Genomic DNA, 20,977 nt, shown 5'->3' on the forward strand with positions numbered 1-20,977 from the left:
TGTGCTTGAAGTCCTGTGGGCCGAAACGGAGCGATATGCGCCCCCAGTGGTTGGTACGGCCCCCCAGCATGCGCGAACGGAACCACGAAAAGTCCGTGCCGTCCTTCTGCGTGTAGGGCTCCCCCTCGATGTCCCAGCCTCCGTAGGCGGCATCGAAGTCCCCGAAGGGACGGAACCGTGTGCTCTTGCCCCGCCTTGGGCTCTCGTACGACCACTTCAGCTGGGTCTGGTGCTCCGGCTTCGCAGGGTCGAAGAACGGGCCCGCCTCAACTACGGCAACCTTTAGGCCGGCCTCCGACAGTACCTTCGCCGACATGCCGCCCCCGGCGCCCGAGCCTACGATGATCGCATCGTACACCGTAGAATTCTCTATTATTTGCATCTGTTGGTTTGGTTTAATTATAAATGAGTAAAATATAAATCTATCTAAAAAGGAATCACTACTAAAACCTTATATGGAACGCATATTCCATGTTCTGGATTCCCATAGGTGTCTTATTTATTAAAAATTGAGGCCCACCATCCATAATGGATATGATGGGCCTCATAATTTAATACTATGTATTAATATCCGTTGTTATCGGTACCCAAACTTGGGTTACGCTGAAGTTCCGGCCCTGGCAAAGGCAATAACATATGCTTTTCTTCAATCTGTTTACCTCTTTCTGTGGTATGCCCAACGGCATTAACAAAAGATATGGAACCAGGTGAATCCGCTACTGGGAACTGTCCTGTACGAACAATATCGAACCAAGTTTTAAATTCAAAAACTAATTCCCTGTGTCTTTCTTTCCAAACTTCCTGTACAAAGGCTTCTGTTCCCAAACCGGATAAATCCGCTTCAACTGTGGCAATGTCGGATTCCCAGTAAGCTCTGGCACGCACTTGGGCCAAATAGTTAATGGCATCTGGGGTAACTCCGCTAGATCTAGCAATGGCCTCGGCCGCAATCAACAATACATCGGCATAACCGTATACTGCAAAATCTTTTCCTGAGTTTGCTGTTTCAAAAATAGCGGTATCATCATGCCAGACGTAAGGTGCTGTTGCAAAGGTCTGTCCTGAATCTTGAAAGGTGGAATGAAAATATTGCTTTTCCTGAATTCTTAGGTCAGTTGCCGGATCATATAAATCCATAAATCCGTCTGAAGGTAGGTACCCTCCGTTAGTAATATCATAAAGTACTTCTGAAGCAAGTGCTACAGGGTACGAGTACCTTGGATAAACGGAAGTTCCTATCTCTGGGTCATATTCTTTGATGTAAATATGTTCTACGGCAGATGCATCTGATTTTCTGATCTTGTTGTAGGCGGAGTTTTCCAAATCCACAACTCCTGGAGACAGCTCATCGTGCTGCACCAAATCATAGGAACCATATGTTCCATTGATAATGTCCTGTGCCAAGCTGGCTGCATCACTGTATCGGTCCGCATTCAATGGGTTTCCGCTCATGGTGAGGTAGACATCGGCCAATAGGGTCGCAACCGCTCCTGCAGTTACGCGCTTACCGTTGTCCACCATGCTTACGGTTGGCAAACCACCATTTAAAGCATCGGTCAAATCTTGTTCTATAAGCGTATAGATATCGGCCACAGGGCTTCTTTCCAAATACAGATTTTCCAAAGATTCATAGGGTTCTGTGGTCAATGGTACGGGACCGAACCATCTTACTAAAAAATAGTATGCAAAGGCTCTAAAGAACTTGGCTTCGGCCAATAGTTGTGATCTTTCAGAATCGCTCAATCCTGGTGTTTCGGGAATATACTTGATGGCATTATTCGCCCTAGAGATCCCCAAATAAAGTTCCCTCCATCTATCTTGAAGGTAACCTCCAATGTTATCCCCGTTAAGGGTAAGCTCTTGTGAATTGCTTACATGGAGTTCCTGACCTGCGTATTCGTTGACGAAATACCCGGACATGTATCCTCCCAGCATCATTGGGGTTCCACTATACACTCCACCATCCGTCATGCTGGGAGCACCGGTCCTGTACAGTGAATTTACCGCACTGTAGGCCTGGTCTGGTTCTGAGAAGAACTGATTGGAATCCAGTTCGCTCAAGGGTTTCTCCTCTAAAAAGTCAGAACAGGAACCCAATACAATTATTCCGATTAGAAAAACTATATATTTAATTTTCATGATATCTTTTTTATGTATTAAAATTTCAGGCTACATCCAATGGTAAATGTTCTTGGCTTGGGATACTGGAAGAAGAAAATATTCTGTCCCCATTGGTTCCCGCCCCATGAAGTAGCTTCTGGGTCGTACCCCTGAAAGTCTTTGGAATGAATCACAAAAGCATTTTCCAAACTGGCATATACCCTAAGGCGGTTCAAGCCCATGATATCCAAAAACTGCTGATTGAAGTTATAGCCCAAAGAGAATAGGTTTCCTCTGATGTAGGAACCATCAACCACCCATCTGCTATCTACCTGACTGTTCTGCCCTGCATACGCTTGGTTCCTGATTTCCTGAACCTGAGTATTCTGATTGCTCTCGGTCCAACCATCATAAAGGATTGTAGCAAGTCCGTTGGCAATACCTGAACGGTCTTCGGTAGAGTGATAGAACTGCTGCATAATCTCTACACCTGCAACAAATTGAATGTCTGCGGTGAAATCAAAGTTTTTATATCGGAAGGTGTTGATGAAACTTCCTGTAATATCCGGCAAACCTTTTCCAAGGATTTTCTTTTCTGCAGATCGTTTGGCCTCACCTGGAACAGCTCCTACTTCAGCAGCTTCCGCAGCCTCATCGGTTCCCCAAGTTCCCAAACGCTCGTAACCCCAGAAAGAACTCAACGACTCTCCTACTCTAAGTATGGTTTGACTTCCTGAAACCCAAAATGGTCCAGGTTCTATATCCTCATCGTTCTCACCCAAGCTTTCAATCCTGTTCTTGTTGTAGTTCATGTTGAAGGAAGTTTCCCAACCGAAATCGGCTTTACGGATAATTTCTCCCGTAATCATGGCCTCGATACCTTTGTTGGAAACCGAACCGATGTTATCCCTTACCGATGTAAATCCTGTTGTATAAGGAACTGGTCTGTCCAATAGAAGATCTTTGGTCAACTTATCGTAGTAATCAAACTCCAAACGCAACCTGTAATCAAAAGCTGCTAGATCTAAACCTATATCGAATTGACTGGTTTTTTCCCATTCCAACCCTGGATTGGACAAACGGTTGACGGAACTGGAACTTACCCTTGTACCATTCAGCAAAACTGTTCCTGAAGAAACTGTTGCCAATGAACTATAAGGTGCGATCTCTGTGTTACCGGTGATACCGTAGCTACCACGTAGCTTAAGTCTGTTGATTGCGGTCACATCCTGCATAAAAGCTTCTTCACTGATGTTCCAACCGGCACCGATTGAAGGGAAGAAACCGTATTTATTGTCTTCACCAAATCTTGATGAACCATCGACCCTTCCTGTCAAAGTCAACAGATATTTGTCTTTAAATGTATAACCGGCACGTAAAAAGTAGGAGTTCAAAGCCCACTCGTTAGTTGTGGATTCCGGCGCACTTGGGTTACTGGCGGAGCCAATGTTGTTGTAACGGAAAAAGTCGTCACTAAAGCCTCTGGCAAAAATGTTGGAAGACTCATAAGTTCGCTCTTGCCAGCTAATACCCAACATGGTGTTGATTCTGTGGTCACCGAACTCCTTATTGTATGTTAGGTAGTTCTCTTGTTGCCAATAAGTGCTCTTCTCATTAAAAATACGGGCAAAACCATTTGGTGCTGAGATATTCACCAAGTCACGCGGGGAGTATTCCTTCTTGTTTCTGATGTTCTTATCAAAACCAAACTGTGTCCTGAACTCCAAACCTGGCATAATGGTAAAATTCACGTAGAAGTTTCCAAAAAGCTGATTTCTTTCCCAGAATCTTTCCTGTGTTTCCAATACATGGACTGGGTTGGACATGGACTCCAAATTGTAGGCATCGCTGATCATTTGGCTATTGCTCCATGTTCCATCAGGGAATTTTACTGGGAAAATTGGAGGCATTTCAATCATGGTTCTTCTTGGGGTCTGGCCACCACCGCCCTCTTCGAACTCGGTATCCTTGACGTCGTTTACAAGAAGGTTCACACCCAATTTCAACCAATCTTTTGGAGTCACATCATAGGCGATTTTTCCGCTGATCCTATCCAACTCGTTGTTCAGCATTATACCTTCTATATGGGAATAATTCAAAAACACCCCGATAGATGATTTTTCGCTTCCTTGTTGAATGGATAATTGGTGGTTGTTGGAATAAGCCGTTCTGGTCGCTTCATCTTGCCAATCGGTATCGTACAATGGATTACCTTGTGCATCAAAAAGATTTGGGTCGTTTGTGGTAAAAACAGGAGCAGGGTCGTCAGGACGGTACTTTGGAGTGTTCTCCATACCTGTACGAACTACTTCTAACCACTCTTCTGCGTTCAGCAAGTCCATCTTTTTGCGGATGCTTCCCACGCTCAAGAAACCATCGTAACCTATACTTATTTTTTCATCTTTTGAACCTCTTTTGGTGGTAATCAAAACAACACCATTAGCACCCCTGGCACCATAGATAGCAGCAGAAGATGCATCTTTCAGCACCTCCATACGCTCGATATCGTTAGGATTGATAAACTGGATATCGTCCATTACAACGCCATCAACAACGTACAACGGATCTGTTGAAGAATTGATGGTACCAACACCACGAATCACAATCCTGGGTGATCCTGTTGGCGAACCTGAGTTCAAGAATACGTTAACACCTGCTACCTTACCTCTCATTCCTTGCAAGGCGTTGCTCACCGGCGCTTTTAAAAGTGTTTCGCTATCCACTGCCCCAACTGCTCCCGTAAGGTCAGATTTCTTTTGGGTACCATAACCCACAACTACTACCTCATCGAGTGCGGCTACATTTTCTTTAAGGGTTACATCAATGGTTTGTTCTCCAGTAACCTCGATTTCCTGGGTCACAAAACCTATATAGCTGAACATAAGCACATCACCTGCGTCCGCCATAATGCTGTAGTTTCCGTCAAAATCGGTTGTAGTTCCTTTGGAAGTACCTTGCACCAATATGGAGACGCCTGGAATTGGAGTCCCGGCATTGTCCACGACCTTTCCGTTCACGGTAAACTGTACATTTGTTCTAATGAGCTCATTGATTCTGTCCGGGCTCAAGGCTGTGGGGACTTTATCAATATTGTGCTTGCTTAAGAGACTTTCAATTTTATCCTTTATCTCTGGATTGTTCTTTGGAAAAAGAATAATCTGGTTCCTAACAAAACTGAAGGCTATATCGGACTCGGAGAAGAGTTCGTTCAATACGGCGTCCAATGTTTTGTTTTCAACTTTCAGCGATTTTTTGGAATAGACATCCACAATGCTGTTGTTGTAGAAAAAACTATAATCGCTCTTACGTTCGATTTCGTTCAATATCCGCTTCAATCTTACATTGTTTGCCTCCAACGAAATGCTTTGGGCATTTGCTTCCGAAGCAAATAATTTGGCCAAAGTAAGCGCCACTAAGATCAAATAGATTTTCATTATCCTGATAATTGGGACCTTTGGTAAAAAAAGTTCCTTTTTTTCCATAATTTTGATGAGTTTACGATGTTTAATTACATTTTTATGTGGTTAAATAGTTTCTGAGAGGAGGGTGCGGGAACACCTTCCTCTCTTTTTTAAGGTCATTGCTTCATAAATAGTGTTATTTGGTTATTGTGCATTTTATAGAGTATAGGTGACGACACCTCAAAAAGGTCCAAAATCTGTTCAATACCAAGATTGTCGAACTCCCCAGTATATTTGTAGTCCATTATCCCAGGGGATTCCACCGATATATCAACCTTGTATTTTCTTTTTAAATCGCTTATCACCTGTCTTATGGGCGTTTCATCATAAATAAGTTTGCCTTCTCGCCAAGCAGTGAATTTTGTGGTCTGTACGTTGTCAACAATAAGTTTATCGGCATCCTTGACATAAGTAGCCCTTTGGGATGGGGCCAACACTACGGTCTTTTGATTTTGTTCTTCAACCACTTTTACCTTTCCAGATACCAAAGTAGTTTCCACATTTTGGTCTTCCGGATAGGATTTAACATTGAAAACCGTTCCCAATACCTGAATATTCATGCCATTTCCGGTAGCCACCTTAAAGGGTTTTTCTGGATTATGGGCCACATCAAAAAATGCCTCTCCTTGAAGACTGACATCCCTTGATTCTTCCGAAAATTTTTCAGGATAGGAAAATGTGGTATTCGCATTCAGTGTAACTTTTGTACCATCTGACAAGGTTATGGTTTTGTTCTCCCCTATAGAGGTAGAGGCCAAAATTGTCTGTGAGTATTTTGCTTCCAATTGTTCATTTGGAGAAACCAATGTATATGCCAGTGCAACCATTAGCAAAACGCAAGCTGCATATCCTACATATTTATACCAATCGGCAAATTTTCTTTTGGTATCCAGTTTGTTTTTGCCCCCACCCTCTTTTAGCAGTTTGGCGACATGCCTTGCTTTCAGTACATGGTAACGCTGTTGTTGCTTAGGGTTTTTGAGCAACCACTTCACAACCTCAGCCTTTTTCTCATCCGATAGCCGACCTTCTACCAGTGCATTTATATCCTTGTTGTTCATCTTAAATTAGGAACAGTATTCAATAGCATGACGTAAAAAGTGGGGGGCACCCCCTAGTCGGAAAATAAATTTTATAAAAACAAAGAAGGAAGATACTCGCTCAGCGCCACTCGAAGTTGTCTTAAGGCCCTGCTCATATGGTTTTCTACGGTTTTTGGAGAAATTTCCAGTTCTTCTGATATTTCTTTATGGCACAACCCCTCCATCCTACTTTTTTTGAAAACTTTCTTACATTTTTCAGGGAGTTGCTCTATGGCCTTATCCACCAAAGATTGGAGTTCGTTTGCCAAAATCGAAGAAGCCATATCATCTGCCAATGCACCATGGTTCAACCAAAACTCTTGCTGTTCAACAGACATTTCTTTGGTGAGCTTATTTTTTTTGGCGCGAAGATAATCCAAACAGGCATTTCGGGTCATACTGTAAATATAACCTGTAAAATTGGAGGTAATCTGTAATGTATCCCACTTTTCCCATAATTTGATAAAGACATCGTGGATGATTTCTTCCGCATCTTCTTGAGAAGGGATATAACTGTTTACAATCACAACAAGTTTAGGCCTGTAGAACTCATATATTATACTAAAATCATCCTCTACGGTATTCTCCGATAGGGGGTCGATTTTGAGGTTATGCAAATATTCTGGCTTCATTTTTTGTAAATGCAAACATTTTACACCTGCAATTTACAAATTTCGGATTAACGACAAATTTTAATCTCTTTATTTACGCGCACAGCCCAATTTGAAACAGTAGTGTAGTTATAACATTTTCAGACAGGTTACGGCCCATCTTTTTATCCCATAAAAGGAATTCACCCAACAAAGTGAGTTTAGTTGATCAAGGTATTCCTCATGTTCATACCCAAAAAGACCCAAAACTTGCTCCGCACTTGCCGTATGATCTTTATTTTTAACTCTTATGGAATTAAGGTGTATGTAAAGTCAATCCTTGTTTGCACAACTGTACCGGTTACCTCGGTTACATTGTATATTTCCGAGAACGTAAATGCCGTTAAATCTTCATTAAACTCCAAATTAGTGGTTTGCATGGTGCATGAAGATACCAAGCTAAGGTTTTGTGAAGTTAATTCCCACGTACCTGTAGAAGGAACCACATAGTCGCAATCTTCCCCATATTTTCCTATTTCATAGGCAAAAGTCCTGTCCGAATCAAAAGTATAGGCAGCGTCCCTGGCACACTCTTCATATTGTTCAAAAAGGTCTGTTGATGCATTGTCCGTATCATCATCGGTCAAATCCAGTTCTTTGGCGGCTTCAATGCCTGTAAGAATCCATTCCCCGACCAATATCTCTTCAGTTGTGGTTAGATCACCAGTAAAATCCGGGGCACATTCAGGTCCTTCATCCGAACTACATGATACGAGGATTGCTGAAATACTCACCATGGACAAAGCATTAAAAAACATTCTTTTCATCTTCAATTAAATTTTATTGTTCGCTATTAGGATGGGCAAGAATGCAAATGGTTGTTTGTGGAAGTAAAAAAACATTCAAACCCCTATAAAAATAAAGCATCCATTTTCTCGTTTTAAAGCCTACAATCTTCCTAAAAAAAGCTATGGCACACTTGTTGTATTCCACACTTTACCAAAATCTTACAATCATGAAAAACTTCAACTTTATTTTGCTTTCCCTTGTTATGTTAAGTATGGTTTCCTGTGCAAGTTCTGGGTTTGTGAATTTGAACTACCCTCAAGAACCTGAACTTATTTTGCCGCAAGAAATCGAAAGTGTAGCCGTCGTCAACCGTTCACTGACCAAGGAAGAGAACAAAAAAAACAGAACTTTGGAGTCCATTGCCACTGGAGAAATAGCAGGATCGGACAAGCTAGCCTCAGATGAAGCCGTCAAAGGAATTTTTGATGGTCTACGAAACAGTAATCACTTAAGAGCTGTGATACCTCCTAAAGTTAGGATATACGGCACCGGCACCAGAAAAACTCCAGAAATATTGGGTTGGGAAGAAGTAACCGACATCTGTGAATCTGCCAACGCCGACGTTCTGCTCGTTCTGGAAAACTTTGATTCCAATTCTGATTTTGTAATTGCCAATGCGGTCAATCAAGTTACCTCTGTTTTGGAAACCGGACGTACCGATACACGGTTTCCTCGTCGAGCAAGGGTAAATGTAAGAAGCTTTTGGAGACTCTATGATCCACATTCCAAAACCATTATGGATCAATACCAACAGACCTATTTTATGGATTTTGACCTGTTAAGTGGTGCTGCACCCTTATCCGCACTGCCCGAAACCGCCTATGCAGCCGGCATGGATTACACCAGCCGTTTCTTTACCAGCTATTACCGTGTAAGACGGGATATGTACAAAAAAGGAAAAGGTAGGGACAAAAACCTATTTGCCGCCGGCTGGAGAAGCAGCGAAGTGGCTAACTGGGACAAAGCCATTAGAATATGGACCGATGTTGCCAACAACAGAGGTAAATCCGCAGGAAGGGCCGCCCATAACCTGGCCGTCGCCTACGAGGTCAAAGGGGAAACGGACATGGCACTGGAGTGGGCGCAACGCGGCTATCAAGAGTTCGGGGACAAAATGGCCCGCGACTATGCCAAGGTGTTGCTCCGTCGCAAAAGCTTGGAATATTAAAAAGTTGTAAGTTTTAAATTTGGCTAACTTAGCGCTCTTATGAGTTCGCCCAACCCAATACTAACCACTATCATTTTTGTGTTTGCCTTACAGGCTTTTATATTGGACGGGAAAGATGAAGTTTTGGAGAGGCTGCTTCTATAGCTAAATTGATTTCAAAAAATTGTTTTTAAAGCTCTCTTATCTTAATATTTCGGAACCATGTTTCAAAATACCAATATTGTAATGCTATTTTACCCTCAGTGGTCTTTCCAAATTCCGGATACTTGGCAAAGTGCGTATTGGCGATTTGGCTTTTCCATTCCGGCGAGCTAAAATCTTCTTCTGCCGTTAAAACTCCGTTCAGGTAAAATTCAACTTTACCGTTCATTTGCTTTATTCGTGTCGTGTTCCACTGCCCTTGTTCTATCTCTACCTTATTTTTTTGGGGTTGAAAAACATACAAGCAACCTGGTCGTTTCTCGGGCACATCATAATCCATATGGTCCGCACCTAAAATCTGGTACTCCGGTCCACTTTGCCAAGCCGTAGGCACATCCGGTAGTTCCTGAACGTTGATAAAAACACCACTGTTCCCGTTGCCTGCTATCTTCCACTCCAAGATAAGCTCATAATTTTCATATGCATCATTAGTGACCAAATCGCCCGCTGTCAAGGATTCATCATTTGCGTTGCTATGCAATTCCCCATCCACTACTTCCCAAACAGAAGTGGCATTCGGGTCATTGTACAAATGCCATCCATTCAAGGTCTCACCATCAAAGAGCAACTTCCAACCCTCTTTCTTTTCTACTTCCAGTAATTGATTATGTGTAGCGTTCTCCTCTGCGGATTTTTTAGTACGCCAAGTATCGGCGTTCTCCTTTTTATTTTCGTTTTTGCAAGATGATAGTATTAAAATCAAAAGAAGACATCCTGTAAGTTTTGTGTACATGTAAGGTTTAGTTTGATTTATTGTGCAGTGGCTAAAGATAGAAAAAGTATCCGACCCGAAGCGATTCCTTTTTTTCATAACTCCAGCTTGTCCATGTGACCTAGGTCACTTTGAGGTTTAGTCGCTTTTTATAAATTGCAAGAGCTAATTGTATATAATCATGAAAGGAAACTTTGCCAATTTGATCAACAGCGACCAATTGACGCTCATCGATTTTTCCGCAGAATGGTGTGGTCCCTGTAAAATGTTGGCCCCTATTTTAAAACAGGTGAAGGATGAAATGGGCAATTCGTTGAAAATTGTAAAGATAGATGTGGACAAGAACCAAAGTCTCGCAAACACATATCAGGTAAAAGGCGTACCAACAATGATTTTTTTCAAGAACGGGAAACAACTCTGGAGAAAATCCGGTGTTTTGCAAAAAGGGGAAATCGTTCAATTGGCCAAATCATTTTTATAGCCTATTCAAAAAGATGAATGACCAAGAAAGGAACTGTGGAATTGAAGGTTACTTTTTTGATTACCGGTTCCCTAGTCAGCCTCTCAAAAAATGAGTGGTCTTGATTGATCATCGCTACCATATCAATATCACGATCTTCATTGACCAATCCTCGAATGGTATTGTTGACCGAAACTTCTTTCTCCACTTCCACAAATTCATAGTTGATGGATTTTAACCGTGTTTCCAATTTGCTTTTGGAGTTCTTTTGCTTTGAGGTAAAGTCCTCTAAATCCCCAACATATGCAATCCATAGTTTCGCATTAAAACTTTCCACGATGCTCAATAGTGGTTTTAGCTCATAATTCTCGAAAAGATGTTCGTAGCCCGTGGCAAGCAAAATGGAATCCAGTTTTCCCTCTGATCGGTAATCTTCCGGGACCGCTATGACCGGGCAAAAGTCCATTTCTTTGATAATAGTATAAGTATTGCTTCCCAGAAAAACTTCCTTTAGTCCTGATGCACCTTTGGTTCCCATGATAATATAGTCGATTTCTTCACGATAAACCGTTTTTCCGATGGCATTGACCAACGTATCCATGATTGATTTGGTTGTAAAAGTATGTTCAGGATTCTTATCAACACTTTTGATTCTTTCCAACTCTCTTTGCAGGTCACGTTCCGATTGTTCTTTCATCAAATTGTACAATCGCGTATCATTGGCACCGACCATTTTAGTAGAAAGACCAGAGGCTCCCACTTGATAGGAGTTTAGCAGAAAAAAATCACAAGGAACATGCTTGAATAACTCCAAGGCGTATACCGTAGCATTCCACGCATTTTCGGAAAAGTCCGTGGGCAATATAATTCGTTTCTTCTTCACTTGCCTATCGTTTTATATTTTGCATTACCATGAATGGTATTTTAATCTTGAGCCCCAACAGGTCCACCGTGGAACGGTATAGCATATCCTCAAAGAAAGAATGACGGGAATTTATCATCACCAGCATTCCTGCTTCCCTCTTTTCAATTTCTTCCAAGATCACTTCAACCTTGTTTTTAACAGGTGCGGTCTCAAAATACAAATAGGCCCTGGTCAAAGTTCCCTCCAAAAACAATCTATTATCCTCTTGGCGAGGGCTCAGTTGATCAAAATCCGTTATGTACAAACAATGTACCTTGGATTTAAACTTGCCGGCCAAATCGCCCAAAAGTTTAAGCTCCCGACGTTTGTAGGGCAACAAATAATCGGTAGGAAATAGAATGGCATTGGGCTGTCTGTATTCAAAATCTTCGGGTATTGCCATCACTGGGCATTTCACGTACTTAAATACCTCGATGGTATAGCTCCCAAATGTAGTATTGTGATCACTGGTCTCTCCCTTGGTTCCCATGATCACCAAATCAATGTTCATTTCATCAACAAAATCGTTGACCGCATCTACAAGTGAATCAAAACTGGCCACCGTTTCAAAATTGTGCAATGGATTTGATGGCTCACCAATTACGGAGTTGACCATTTGATCTAGTTTTTTCTGGGTTTGGGCCTTTCGTTCTTCTTTTAATTCATCAATATTTTCCTTTGCCACCGTTTTATATGCCCCATATACCTCTTCGCCAAAAGCATGCATCGCAAAAAAACAGGCTCGCTCACATTTAAACAGTTCTTGGGCATATTGCAATGCATGCAGGGCATTCTTTGAAAAATCTGTAGGAACCAGTATAGTTTTCATGGGTATTTCGCTTTTATCAAAGATAAATCGAAGAAATATGACAAAAAATGACAATGGTCAATCGATGATTGTCGTTAAATTTTAACAAACCTCAAATTGAATTTTTCATTTTATAAGGAGTTATATGTCGTTAACCCCTAATATATGGCTGTTGAGAGGATTACTATGTTAAAATAACATTGAGGCCTTTCATTGAATATTAGACTAGGTTTATCTTTGATAACCGTCTGTTTTTATATAAAAACAGCGTAACCGCCACCAAACCAAAATGAAAGTAAAATACATAGTCTACAGCTTATTAGTTGTTGGAGTAGGTGTTCTTATTGCCTATAGAATAAAGTCCAACGCCGAAATCGGAAAATCCGGAAGTTCCGGACCAAACATCTCTACGGTTTCCGGAACTATATTGAAGCCTTCAAAATTCGAGGACAACATTTCCATCTCAGGTACTTTGGAAGCCAATGAACAGATAGATATAAGAAGCGAGGTTTCTGGAATCGTGGAAAGCATCAATTTCAAAGAAGGTTCCGAGGTGTCCGAAGGTCAGATTCTCTTCAAGGTAAACGACATTGAACTACAGGCCCAGTTATCCAAGGCACTTACCGCAAAAAAACTGGCCTCTGAAAACGAAAGACGGGCAAAACTCTTATTGGAAAAGCAGGCCATTAGCCAAGAGGAATATGACATTGCCAGCGCCGATTATCAATCAGCGAACGCAGAGTCCGAACTTATATCCGCACAATTGTCCAAAACCAATGTTAGGGCGCCATTTTCTGGCACCATAGGGTTGCGGTCCATTTCAAAAGGAACCTATGTGACCCCTACCACCGTAGTTGCCAAATTGGTAAATACCGATAAGTTAAAAATCACCTTCTCCGTTCCAGAAAAATACGCATCCCAAATTCAGGTCGGCACCGAAATGACCTTTACCACGTCAGATTCCAAAGAAAACCATAATGCAACTATTTACGCCATAGATCCAGAAGTGGATATTGCCACAAGAACGCTAAGAGTACGGGCAATCACGGACAACCAGAACCATAAGTTATATCCCGGTGCCTACACCAATGTAAACCTGCCGCTGGAAACTGCGGAGGATGCCATTCTTGTACCAACCGAATCTTTGATTCCTGTACAGAACGGAAAAAGGATCTATATCGTAGAAAATGGCAAGGCCAAAGAAATAGACGTGGAAATAGGTTCAAGAACGGGATCATCTGTACGGGTAATTTCTGGACTACGACCGGGAGATACCATTATTACCTATGGGGTTATGGCGCTTCAAAATGGAATGCCCATTAAAGTAAACCTAGAATAAATCGTAAACGCTGAGCTATGAATTTATCAACCTTAAGCATAAAAAGGCCTGTACTTGCGATAGTTATGAATATAGCCATTGTACTCTTCGGAGCTATTGGCTATACCTTTTTAGGAATCAGGGAGTACCCCTCCATCGACCCGGCAATAGTTTCGGTCAGAACCAATTATTCCGGTGCAAACGCGGACATTATAGAATCACAGATTACGGAACCCTTGGAAAAGGCCATCAACTCCATTGATGGAATTCGAAATATCACCTCTTCAAGTGTACAAGGTTCCAGTTCCATTAGTATAGAGTTCAATCTTGATAAAAATTTAGAGGAAGCGGCCAACGACGTTCGGGACAAAGTTTCGCAAGCGGTCAGGAGCTTACCCGACGATCTGGATGCGCCCCCGGTTGTATCCAAGGCGGATTCCAATGCCGAAAGGATTCTCTCCATGACCATCCAAAGTGATAACAAGAACATCCTAGAGCTCTCCGATTTTGCCGAGAATGTTATTGCGCAGCGATTGGAGACCATTCCAGGAGTGAGTAGCATTCAAATCTGGGGACAGCGAAGGTACGCCATGCGATTATGGATAGACCCTGTAAAACTTGCTGCTTACGGACTAACCGTGGCCGATGTAAGGGCTGCGCTTCTGGCCCAAAACGTAGAACTCCCATCAGGTAAATTGACAGGTGATAATACAGAACTGACGGTAAAGACCATTGGAAATCTAAATACGGAAGATGGTTTCAACAATATCGTAATCAAGTCGGATGGAGCAAGACTGGTGCATTTGAGCGATATCGGAAAAGCTTCGCTGGAAGGAGAGAATATGGAGACCAAAATGACAAACTTAGGTCAGCCTATGGTCGCCACCGCCATAATCCCACAACCCGGCACCAATTATTTAGAAATTGCCGATGCTTTTTATGAAGAATATGAGCAGTTGCAAAAAGACCTGCCGGACGATATATCGTTGGACATTGTTGTTGATGACACCGTATTCGTAAGAAGAGCTGTGACCGAAGTAGCAGAAACGCTTTTGATATCCATCATATTGGTAATCCTTGTAATCTATCTTTTCTTTAGGAACTGGTCCATGGCAATAAGGCCATTGATAGACATCCCGGTTTCATTGATTGCCACCTTCTTTATTATGTGGATGTTCGGATTCTCGATCAACGTGCTCACTTTATTGGCCATTGTTCTTGCAACAGGCCTAGTGGTGGACGATGGTATAGTGGTGACAGAAAATATATACAAGAAAGTAGAGGAAGGTATGACGCCCATCGAGGCCGCCGTAAAAGGTTCAAAAGAGATATTTTTTGCAGTCATATCCATCTCCGTTACCCTAGCGGCAGTATTTCTTCCGGTAATATTTTTGGAAGGATTTGTTGGAAGGCTTTTTAGGGAGTTTGGGGTAGTCCTCAGCGCAGCCGTTCTGGTGTCCGCATTTGTCTCGTTGACATTGACACCTATGTTGAATGCCTACCTGATAAAACCAGGCAAACAAGGACAATCCAAATTCTACAAGACCACCGAAAAATTCTTTATTCAGATGAACGAATCCTATGAAAGGGCGTTGAAAGGATTTATGGCAAGGAAATGGTTGAGCTTTCCTTTATTGATTGCCTGTATCGGCGTAATCGTACTGTTTTACAACTTATTACAAAAAGAAACAGCACCTTATGATGATAGAAGCTACGTCCGTTTGGTAGTCAATGCCCCAGAAGGTTCTTCTTATGAGTATATGGAAAAATACATGGATGGCATTACCCAATTGGTATTGGATTCCATACCCGAAGCTCAGGTCGGTTTGATTATGACCTCTCCCGGCTTTGGTGCTTCTTCAGTGAATAGTGGAAGGGCCAGTATCATATTGTCCGAACCGGGCGAGCGTGATCGTTCACAGGCCGAGATTGCAGATGAGTTCAGTAAGTGGGCAAAATCTTATGTTGGCGGTAGATCAAGTGTTTTCCAACGACCCACCATCTCGGTTAATAAACGTGGAGGTGCGCCGCTCCAATTCATCATACAGGCAAAAAACTTTGAAAAACTGGAGGAAAAAGTACCAGAATTTATGGCAGAGGCCGAAAAGGACGCTACTTTTTCTTTTGTCGATGTAAACCTGAAATTCAACAAGCCCGAACTTTATGTAACCATCGATAGAGAAAAAGCAGAGAGTCTTGGGGTATCCGTATTGGATGTTGCACAGACCTTGCAGCTATCTTTAAGTGGACAACGATTTGGGTACTTCCTAATGAACGGGAAACAATATCAGGTGATTGGCCAGTTCGATAAGCAGGATAGGAACGAACCTATGGACCTCACCTCTATATTTGTCAAAAACAACGATGGGCAAATGATACAATTGGATAATTTGGTCAATACCGAAGAACACAGTAGCCCACCCCAATTATATCACAATAACAGATATATGTCCGCTACGGTTTCGGCGAGTCTTGCACCGGGTATGAGCATGGGAGATGGAATCGAAGCCATGGAACGCATAAAAGACCGGGTTCTTGACGACACCTTTACCACTGACCTTGGCGGTGAGTCTAGGGATTTTGTGGAAAGTAGTTCCAACACGGCATTTGCATTTGGTTTGGCATTTGTTTTGATCTTTTTGATCTTGGCGGCTCAGTTTGAAAGCTTTATAGATCCTTTCATAATTATTTTAACTGTACCGATGGCGGTGGCCGGGGCTATGTTCTCCTTATGGTTATTCGGCGAAACATGGAATATTTTCAGTCAGATCGGAACTATTATGTTGATTGGTCTGGTGACCAAGAACGGAATCCTTATCGTGGAATTTGCCAATCAGTTACAGGAGGAAAACGAACATATCTCCAAATATGATGCTATCATGCAAGCTTCGGTCTCCAGGCTAAGACCTATTTTAATGACAAGTTTGACCGTTGCCCTTGGTGCTTTGCCGATTGCAATGTCGCTTGGTGCGGCATCACAAAGTAGAACCGGTATGGGCGTGGTGATCATTGGGGGAACCATGTTCTCTCTTGCACTTACCTTGTTCATTATTCCTGCATTATACGTTATGTGGTCAAGAAAAAAAGTGCAAAGACCAGAATTTAAAACCCTCGAGCTAACATAACTTATGGATTTTAAAAATTACCTACTTTTCTTATTAGTATTGGCCACAACACTTGCTTCTAACGCTCAAGAAGTACTTACCGTTGAAGAAGCCGTAAAGATTGCGTTAGAAAACAACTACCAAATAAAGACCGCCAAGAACAACCTAAGAATGGATGAAACAGCGGTGAGTCCAGGACAGGCAGGTATGTTGCCACAGGTCACTGCCAGTATTGTGGACAACAACAGTGTTCAAAATTTATCACAAACACGTGTTGATGGAACTGAAGTTGAGCGGGATAATGCCAAGAACAGTAACCTCAGTTACGGGGTTGCCCTGGAATGGACCATTTTCGACGGATTGCGAATGTTTGCCAACTACGAACAGCTAAAGGAAACCGAAAAGCTGGGCGAAGCTGAGCTGAAACAAGCGATTTTAGGAAAAGTGGGCGATGTAATGACCACGTATTATGATTTGGTGCAACAGCAACAGCAACTTTCCGCTTTGGACAGTACCTTATTGATATCCGAACAACGGGTGGAATTGGCCCAAAACCGTTTTACCATAGGTAAAGCATCAAAATTAGAGGTACTGAACGCCCAAGTGGATTTGAATACCGATAAAACCCAAATGCAACGTCAGCAAGAGCTGCACAAAAACACAAAAATCCTACTGAACGAACAATTGGCCCGCGATTTAAAAATCGATTTTAAGGTAATTCCAGAAATTTTTGTTGACCAACAACTAAACCTTGAAGAATTGGAAAATCAGGTGGTTGAAGAGAACCCTCAGTTGCAGGCCGAAAAAATAAGTAAACGAATAAGTGAATTACAACTTAAACAAATTAAGGCTTCGCGTTATCCGTCTGTATATGTAACCACTGGTTACAACATCGGAAATTCCACCTCGGAGCTTGGCTTTAGCACGCGTTCACAGTCCAATGGCTTCAACTATGGTTTTGGTGCGTCATTGAACTTGTTTGATGGCTTCAACCAGAACAGGAACGAGAAAATTGGAAAAATTGCATTGGAGAATGCCGAAATAGCCATTGCCGAACAAGAGCAGAGCTTGACTTCCATGGTAAACAGCACCTATCAAACCTATCTTACCAATATAAGTTTGATGGAACTGGAGGAAAAGAACGAATCCATCGCCAAGGAAAACCTTGATATTACGGTAGAAAAGTATAGAATCGGAATCATCCCCACTATTGAGTTCCGCACGGCCCAATTAAACTATATCAATGCCAGGGTAAGAAACAGCAATGCAAAATATCAGGCCAAGGTTTCAGAAATTATTTTGAAGCAATTGGCCGGAAACCTTCAAATTTAAAAAGGGGCGCTTTTACAGCCCCCCTTTTATTCAAGAATTTCAATATCAAGTTTTTATTTTCCGTTGAACCAAATCATCACATAGATCACTATGGCAATGATGATCAAGGAAATAAGAATATCCTTCCAGTTATAACTGTTCTTGTTATGCTTTTTCTCTTCCTCCGAAATGGTAGCATAGGTGAGGTTTTTAAGTTTCTCCTCAGAAGGCGGTGCTGTAGCGTAGCTCACGACCACTATCAAAATGATACAGAAAAGGAAGAACCAAGAGGCAAAGGATAAAAAGTTCATATCACCCAAGAGGAACCAAAAGCTATCCGGGTTCAAGGAATCTTTGACCAACTCGAGTACAATTCTCAAAGCTCCCACAATAAACCCAACTACCATGGTTACAAATGCACCTTGGGCATTGATTCGTTTATGAAAAATCCCTAACAGGAATACTGCGGTAATAGGCGGAGCTATATAGGATTGTACGCTCTGCAAATATTCGTAGAGCACGCCGGAAATATTGGCCATGATGGGAATCCAGATGATACCGATGATCACCACGATCACGGTTGCTATCTGACCTGTCCTCACCAACTTCTTTTCAGGTGTGTTGGGTCTCAATTTTTTATAGATATCCACCGTAAATAAGGTGGAACAAGAATTGAACACGGAGGCCAAAGAACTCATTAAAGCAGCCAAAAGACCAGCCGCCACAAGCCCGCGGAGCCCCGATGGCAATAAGTTGCTCATTAAAACGGGGAAAGCTTCATCGGGACTGTCCCATTGTAATTCTCCACGCATTTTAAGCGTTAAGGCGATAACGCCCGGAATCAAAAACAAGAATACGGGCAAAAGTTTTAACAGGGCTCCAAAAATAGTCCCTCTCCTACCCTCTTTAATATTCTTTGCGGTCAATGCCCGTTGTACGATATATTGGTCGGTACACCAATACCAGATACCCGTAATGGTACTGGCAATCAAAAGTGGCGGCCATGGAAAATCTGGATCCGAGGCTGCTCTCCACATATTTAAATATTCGGGAGTTACGGTTTCCTTCATACTTTCCCATCCTCCGACATGATCAAGACCAATAATGGTAAGTGCAGCGGCCCCGATCACCAAAATAACGGCTTGCAGGGTCTCGGTATAAACGACCGCTCTCATACCTCCCAGCACTGTGTAGATTCCAGTCAGTATGACTGTTGCAATCGCACCTGTCCAAAAATCGATGCCCAAGAGTGCGGAAACCACAATTCCGCCCGCATAAATGGTCACGGAAATTTTGGTGAGCACGTAGGCCACGATGGAGAATACGGAAAGTATCCATCTTGACCTGGCATCAAAACGTTTTTCCAGGAACTCGGGCATAGTGAAAACTCCAGCTCTTGCATAAAAGGGCAGAAATACCCATCCCAGAATCAAAACTACCCAAGCCTGTATCTCGTAAATCAGCATGGGCAAACGGTCCCCAGCACCAGCTCCTGCCAATCCCACAACGTGTTCCGACCCTATGTTCGAGGCAAAAATCGATGCTCCGACAACGAACCATCCTACATTTCTACCAGCTAAAAAATAGTCTTCGGTATTGTTCTCCTTTTTCCGAATTACCCATAGTGCAATTCCCAGAAGAATCAAAAAGTATATGGATATGGCTACCCAATCAAAAGTATCCAATGTCTGCATGCAGTTATTTTATTTGGTTGATAATTTATACATGGTCCTCGAAGTATATTTTTCACCAGGATTCAGCCTAACCGATGGAAAATCCGACTGGTTGGGACTATCTGGATAGTGTTGTGTTTCCAAACAGAAGCCTGAGCGCTTGACATAGGTACCTCCTCCTTTTGCAGGCAAGGTTCCATCCAAAAAGTTTCCGCTGTAAAACTGAATCGCGGGCTCTTTGGTGTATACTTCCATAAAACGTCCCGTTTTTTCGTGATATGCCGAGGCGGCCAAACGAAAGTTGTCCTTACCCTCATTAAGCACCCAACAGTGATCGTAACCTAGACCAAGTCCCAATTGCTCGTTTTCGGCTTCTATCTCCTTACCGATCAGTTTGGGCTCCGTGAAATCGAAAGGCGTTCCCGCTACTTCCCTTAATTCTCCTGTTGGAATCAAACCTCCATCGACGGGCAGATAAGTATCGGCATTCAAATAAATCTTATGGTCCAAAACTGGTTTGGAAAGTTGTCCTGAAAGATTAAAATAACTGTGCTGCGTTAAGTTTACCACAGTTGGCTTATCGGTAACGGCCTCATATTGAATGTCAAGGGCGTTGTCATCCGTAAGGGTATAGGTAACTTTTACATCCAATTTTCCAGGATAGCCTTCTTCGCCATCTTTACTGGTATAGGTAAGCTCCAAGGTTGCTCCTTCGTCGGTAGTTTTGGGCTCGGCGTTCCATACCACTTTATCAAAACCTTTTTCTCCACCGTGAAGATGGTTGTCCCCATCGTTAGTGGCCAACTTATACGTCTCGCCATCCAAAGAAAATTGACCTCCGGCAATTCGATTACCGTATCTCCCTATGAGAGCACCAAAATAAGGGTTGCCATCCAAGTATTGGTCCAAGTTGTCAAAACCTAGGACGATATCCTCAAATTCCCCTTGCTTATCGGGGGCCGTCCAACGGGTGATGATACCACCATAAGTGATAACATCTACTTCCATTCCGACATTATTTTTTAAGGTGAATTTCTTCACTTTGGTACCATCTGGCATTTCTCCAAACGTAGTTTCTTCGATTGGGTTTTGCTCACTTTCGGTTGTTACGGTCTCCATTTCTGATTGGTTTTCTTTTTTGTTTTGCTTACAGCCCATTGTGCTATAGACCAAAAGCAGAACAGCATACATTATTGAAGGTTTGGCTATCCTCATAATTATAGTTTTTGTTAGTTA

Annotated in this window: 16 protein-coding genes; 5 read left to right on the forward strand and 11 right to left on the reverse strand. The window is 42.4% G+C overall.

Annotated features, from left to right (window positions below):
• From J0656_RS13695 to J0656_RS13720, 6 genes are all read right to left on the reverse strand, one after another.
• Nucleotides 1-382, reverse strand: a 382-nt coding sequence (locus J0656_RS13695) for an FAD-binding protein (RefSeq protein WP_207034850.1), incomplete at its 3' end; no start/stop codon positions are given.
• Between the two features lie 182 nt (nt 383-564).
• Nucleotides 565-2,139 (reverse strand): RagB/SusD family nutrient uptake outer membrane protein, encoded by a 1,575-nt coding sequence (locus J0656_RS13700; protein WP_207034852.1) that lies wholly within the window; start codon nt 2,137-2,139, stop codon nt 565-567.
• A 17-nt stretch (nt 2,140-2,156) separates the two neighbouring features.
• A complete protein-coding gene (locus J0656_RS13705; protein ID WP_225605194.1) occupies nt 2,157-5,534 on the reverse strand; it encodes a TonB-dependent receptor in 3,378 nt (1,125 codons plus the stop codon).
• A 143-nt stretch (nt 5,535-5,677) separates the two neighbouring features.
• Nucleotides 5,678-6,622: a FecR family protein gene (locus J0656_RS13710; RefSeq protein WP_207034857.1), complete on the reverse strand. Its 945-nt coding sequence runs from the start codon at nt 6,620-6,622 to the stop codon at nt 5,678-5,680.
• A 71-nt stretch (nt 6,623-6,693) separates the two neighbouring features.
• Nucleotides 6,694-7,275, reverse strand: coding sequence for an RNA polymerase sigma-70 factor (locus tag J0656_RS13715; protein ID WP_207034860.1), 582 nt, complete (start codon nt 7,273-7,275; stop codon nt 6,694-6,696).
• 266 nt (nt 7,276-7,541) lie between these two features.
• Entirely contained in the window at nt 7,542-8,060 is a 519-nt protein-coding gene (locus tag J0656_RS13720) for a DUF5004 domain-containing protein (RefSeq protein ID WP_207034862.1), read from the reverse strand.
• Between the two features lie 188 nt (nt 8,061-8,248).
• Here J0656_RS13720 and J0656_RS13725 point away from each other — a divergent pair, with 188 nt between their 5' ends.
• Complete coding sequence (locus tag J0656_RS13725) at nt 8,249-9,250, forward strand: DUF6340 family protein (protein ID WP_207034864.1); 1,002 nt, start codon at nt 8,249-8,251, stop codon at nt 9,248-9,250.
• A 169-nt stretch (nt 9,251-9,419) separates the two neighbouring features.
• On the opposite strand, the gene J0656_RS13730 is transcribed toward J0656_RS13725, so the two are convergent.
• Entirely contained in the window at nt 9,420-10,184 is a 765-nt protein-coding gene (locus J0656_RS13730) for a 3-keto-disaccharide hydrolase (protein WP_207034866.1), read from the reverse strand.
• 160 nt (nt 10,185-10,344) lie between these two features.
• Between J0656_RS13730 and trxA the strand changes: the two genes are divergently transcribed.
• On the forward strand, nt 10,345-10,644 hold the full coding sequence (gene trxA, locus J0656_RS13735) for a thioredoxin (protein WP_207034868.1): 300 nt from the start codon (nt 10,345-10,347) through the stop codon (nt 10,642-10,644).
• Between the two features lies 1 nt (nt 10,645).
• On the opposite strand, the gene J0656_RS13740 is transcribed toward trxA, so the two are convergent.
• Nucleotides 10,646-11,506: a universal stress protein gene (locus tag J0656_RS13740; RefSeq protein ID WP_207034870.1), complete on the reverse strand. Its 861-nt coding sequence runs from the start codon at nt 11,504-11,506 to the stop codon at nt 10,646-10,648.
• A gap of 4 nt (nt 11,507-11,510) precedes the next feature.
• On the reverse strand, nt 11,511-12,356 hold the full coding sequence (locus J0656_RS13745) for a universal stress protein (RefSeq protein WP_207034872.1): 846 nt from the start codon (nt 12,354-12,356) through the stop codon (nt 11,511-11,513).
• A 268-nt stretch (nt 12,357-12,624) separates the two neighbouring features.
• Here J0656_RS13745 and J0656_RS13750 point away from each other — a divergent pair, with 268 nt between their 5' ends.
• The 3 genes from J0656_RS13750 to J0656_RS13760 are packed head-to-tail and all read left to right on the forward strand — an operon-like array spanning nt 12,625 to nt 18,089.
• A complete protein-coding gene (locus tag J0656_RS13750; RefSeq protein ID WP_207034875.1) occupies nt 12,625-13,674 on the forward strand; it encodes an efflux RND transporter periplasmic adaptor subunit in 1,050 nt (349 codons plus the stop codon).
• 17 nt (nt 13,675-13,691) lie between these two features.
• A complete protein-coding gene (locus tag J0656_RS13755) occupies nt 13,692-16,778 on the forward strand; it encodes an efflux RND transporter permease subunit (protein ID WP_207034877.1) in 3,087 nt (1,028 codons plus the stop codon).
• 3 nt (nt 16,779-16,781) lie between these two features.
• Complete coding sequence (locus J0656_RS13760) at nt 16,782-18,089, forward strand: TolC family protein (protein WP_207034879.1); 1,308 nt, start codon at nt 16,782-16,784, stop codon at nt 18,087-18,089.
• Between the two features lie 53 nt (nt 18,090-18,142).
• Here the strand turns inward: J0656_RS13760 and J0656_RS13765 are convergent, their stop codons facing one another.
• Together J0656_RS13765 and J0656_RS13770 are read right to left on the reverse strand one after the other, a co-directional pair.
• Nucleotides 18,143-19,762 (reverse strand): sodium:solute symporter, encoded by a 1,620-nt coding sequence (locus tag J0656_RS13765; protein ID WP_207034881.1) that lies wholly within the window; start codon nt 19,760-19,762, stop codon nt 18,143-18,145.
• 9 nt (nt 19,763-19,771) lie between these two features.
• Nucleotides 19,772-20,956, reverse strand: coding sequence for an aldose epimerase family protein (locus J0656_RS13770; RefSeq protein ID WP_207034884.1), 1,185 nt, complete (start codon nt 20,954-20,956; stop codon nt 19,772-19,774).
• Between the last annotated feature and the right edge of the window lie 21 nt (nt 20,957-20,977).

The organism is Flagellimonas aurea, assembly GCF_017313785.1.
GTDB lineage: Bacteria > Bacteroidota > Bacteroidia > Flavobacteriales > Flavobacteriaceae > Flagellimonas > Flagellimonas aurea.

Excerpts from the sequence above, each read along its gene's own strand:
- J0656_RS13770 (WP_207034884.1), bottom strand. The coding sequence starts at position 20,956 with ATGAGGATAGCCAAACCTTCAATAATGTATGCTGTTCTGCTTTTGGTC.
- J0656_RS13720 (WP_207034862.1), bottom strand. The coding sequence starts at position 8,060 with ATGAAAAGAATGTTTTTTAATGCTTTGTCCATGGTGAGTATTTCAGCA.
- J0656_RS13715 (WP_207034860.1), bottom strand. The coding sequence starts at position 7,275 with ATGAAGCCAGAATATTTGCATAACCTCAAAATCGACCCCCTATCGGAG.
- J0656_RS13710 (WP_207034857.1), bottom strand. The coding sequence starts at position 6,622 with ATGAACAACAAGGATATAAATGCACTGGTAGAAGGTCGGCTATCGGAT.
- J0656_RS13755 (WP_207034877.1), top strand. The coding sequence starts at position 13,692 with ATGAATTTATCAACCTTAAGCATAAAAAGGCCTGTACTTGCGATAGTT.
- J0656_RS13725 (WP_207034864.1), top strand. The coding sequence starts at position 8,249 with ATGAAAAACTTCAACTTTATTTTGCTTTCCCTTGTTATGTTAAGTATG.
- J0656_RS13750 (WP_207034875.1), top strand. The coding sequence starts at position 12,625 with ATGAAAGTAAAATACATAGTCTACAGCTTATTAGTTGTTGGAGTAGGT.
- J0656_RS13700 (WP_207034852.1), bottom strand. The coding sequence starts at position 2,139 with ATGAAAATTAAATATATAGTTTTTCTAATCGGAATAATTGTATTGGGT.
- J0656_RS13765 (WP_207034881.1), bottom strand. The coding sequence starts at position 19,762 with ATGCAGACATTGGATACTTTTGATTGGGTAGCCATATCCATATACTTT.
- J0656_RS13730 (WP_207034866.1), bottom strand. The coding sequence starts at position 10,184 with ATGTACACAAAACTTACAGGATGTCTTCTTTTGATTTTAATACTATCA.
- trxA (WP_207034868.1), top strand. The coding sequence starts at position 10,345 with ATGAAAGGAAACTTTGCCAATTTGATCAACAGCGACCAATTGACGCTC.
- J0656_RS13745 (WP_207034872.1), bottom strand. The coding sequence starts at position 12,356 with ATGAAAACTATACTGGTTCCTACAGATTTTTCAAAGAATGCCCTGCAT.
- J0656_RS13705 (WP_225605194.1), bottom strand. The coding sequence starts at position 5,534 with ATGAAAATCTATTTGATCTTAGTGGCGCTTACTTTGGCCAAATTATTT.
- J0656_RS13760 (WP_207034879.1), top strand. The coding sequence starts at position 16,782 with ATGGATTTTAAAAATTACCTACTTTTCTTATTAGTATTGGCCACAACA.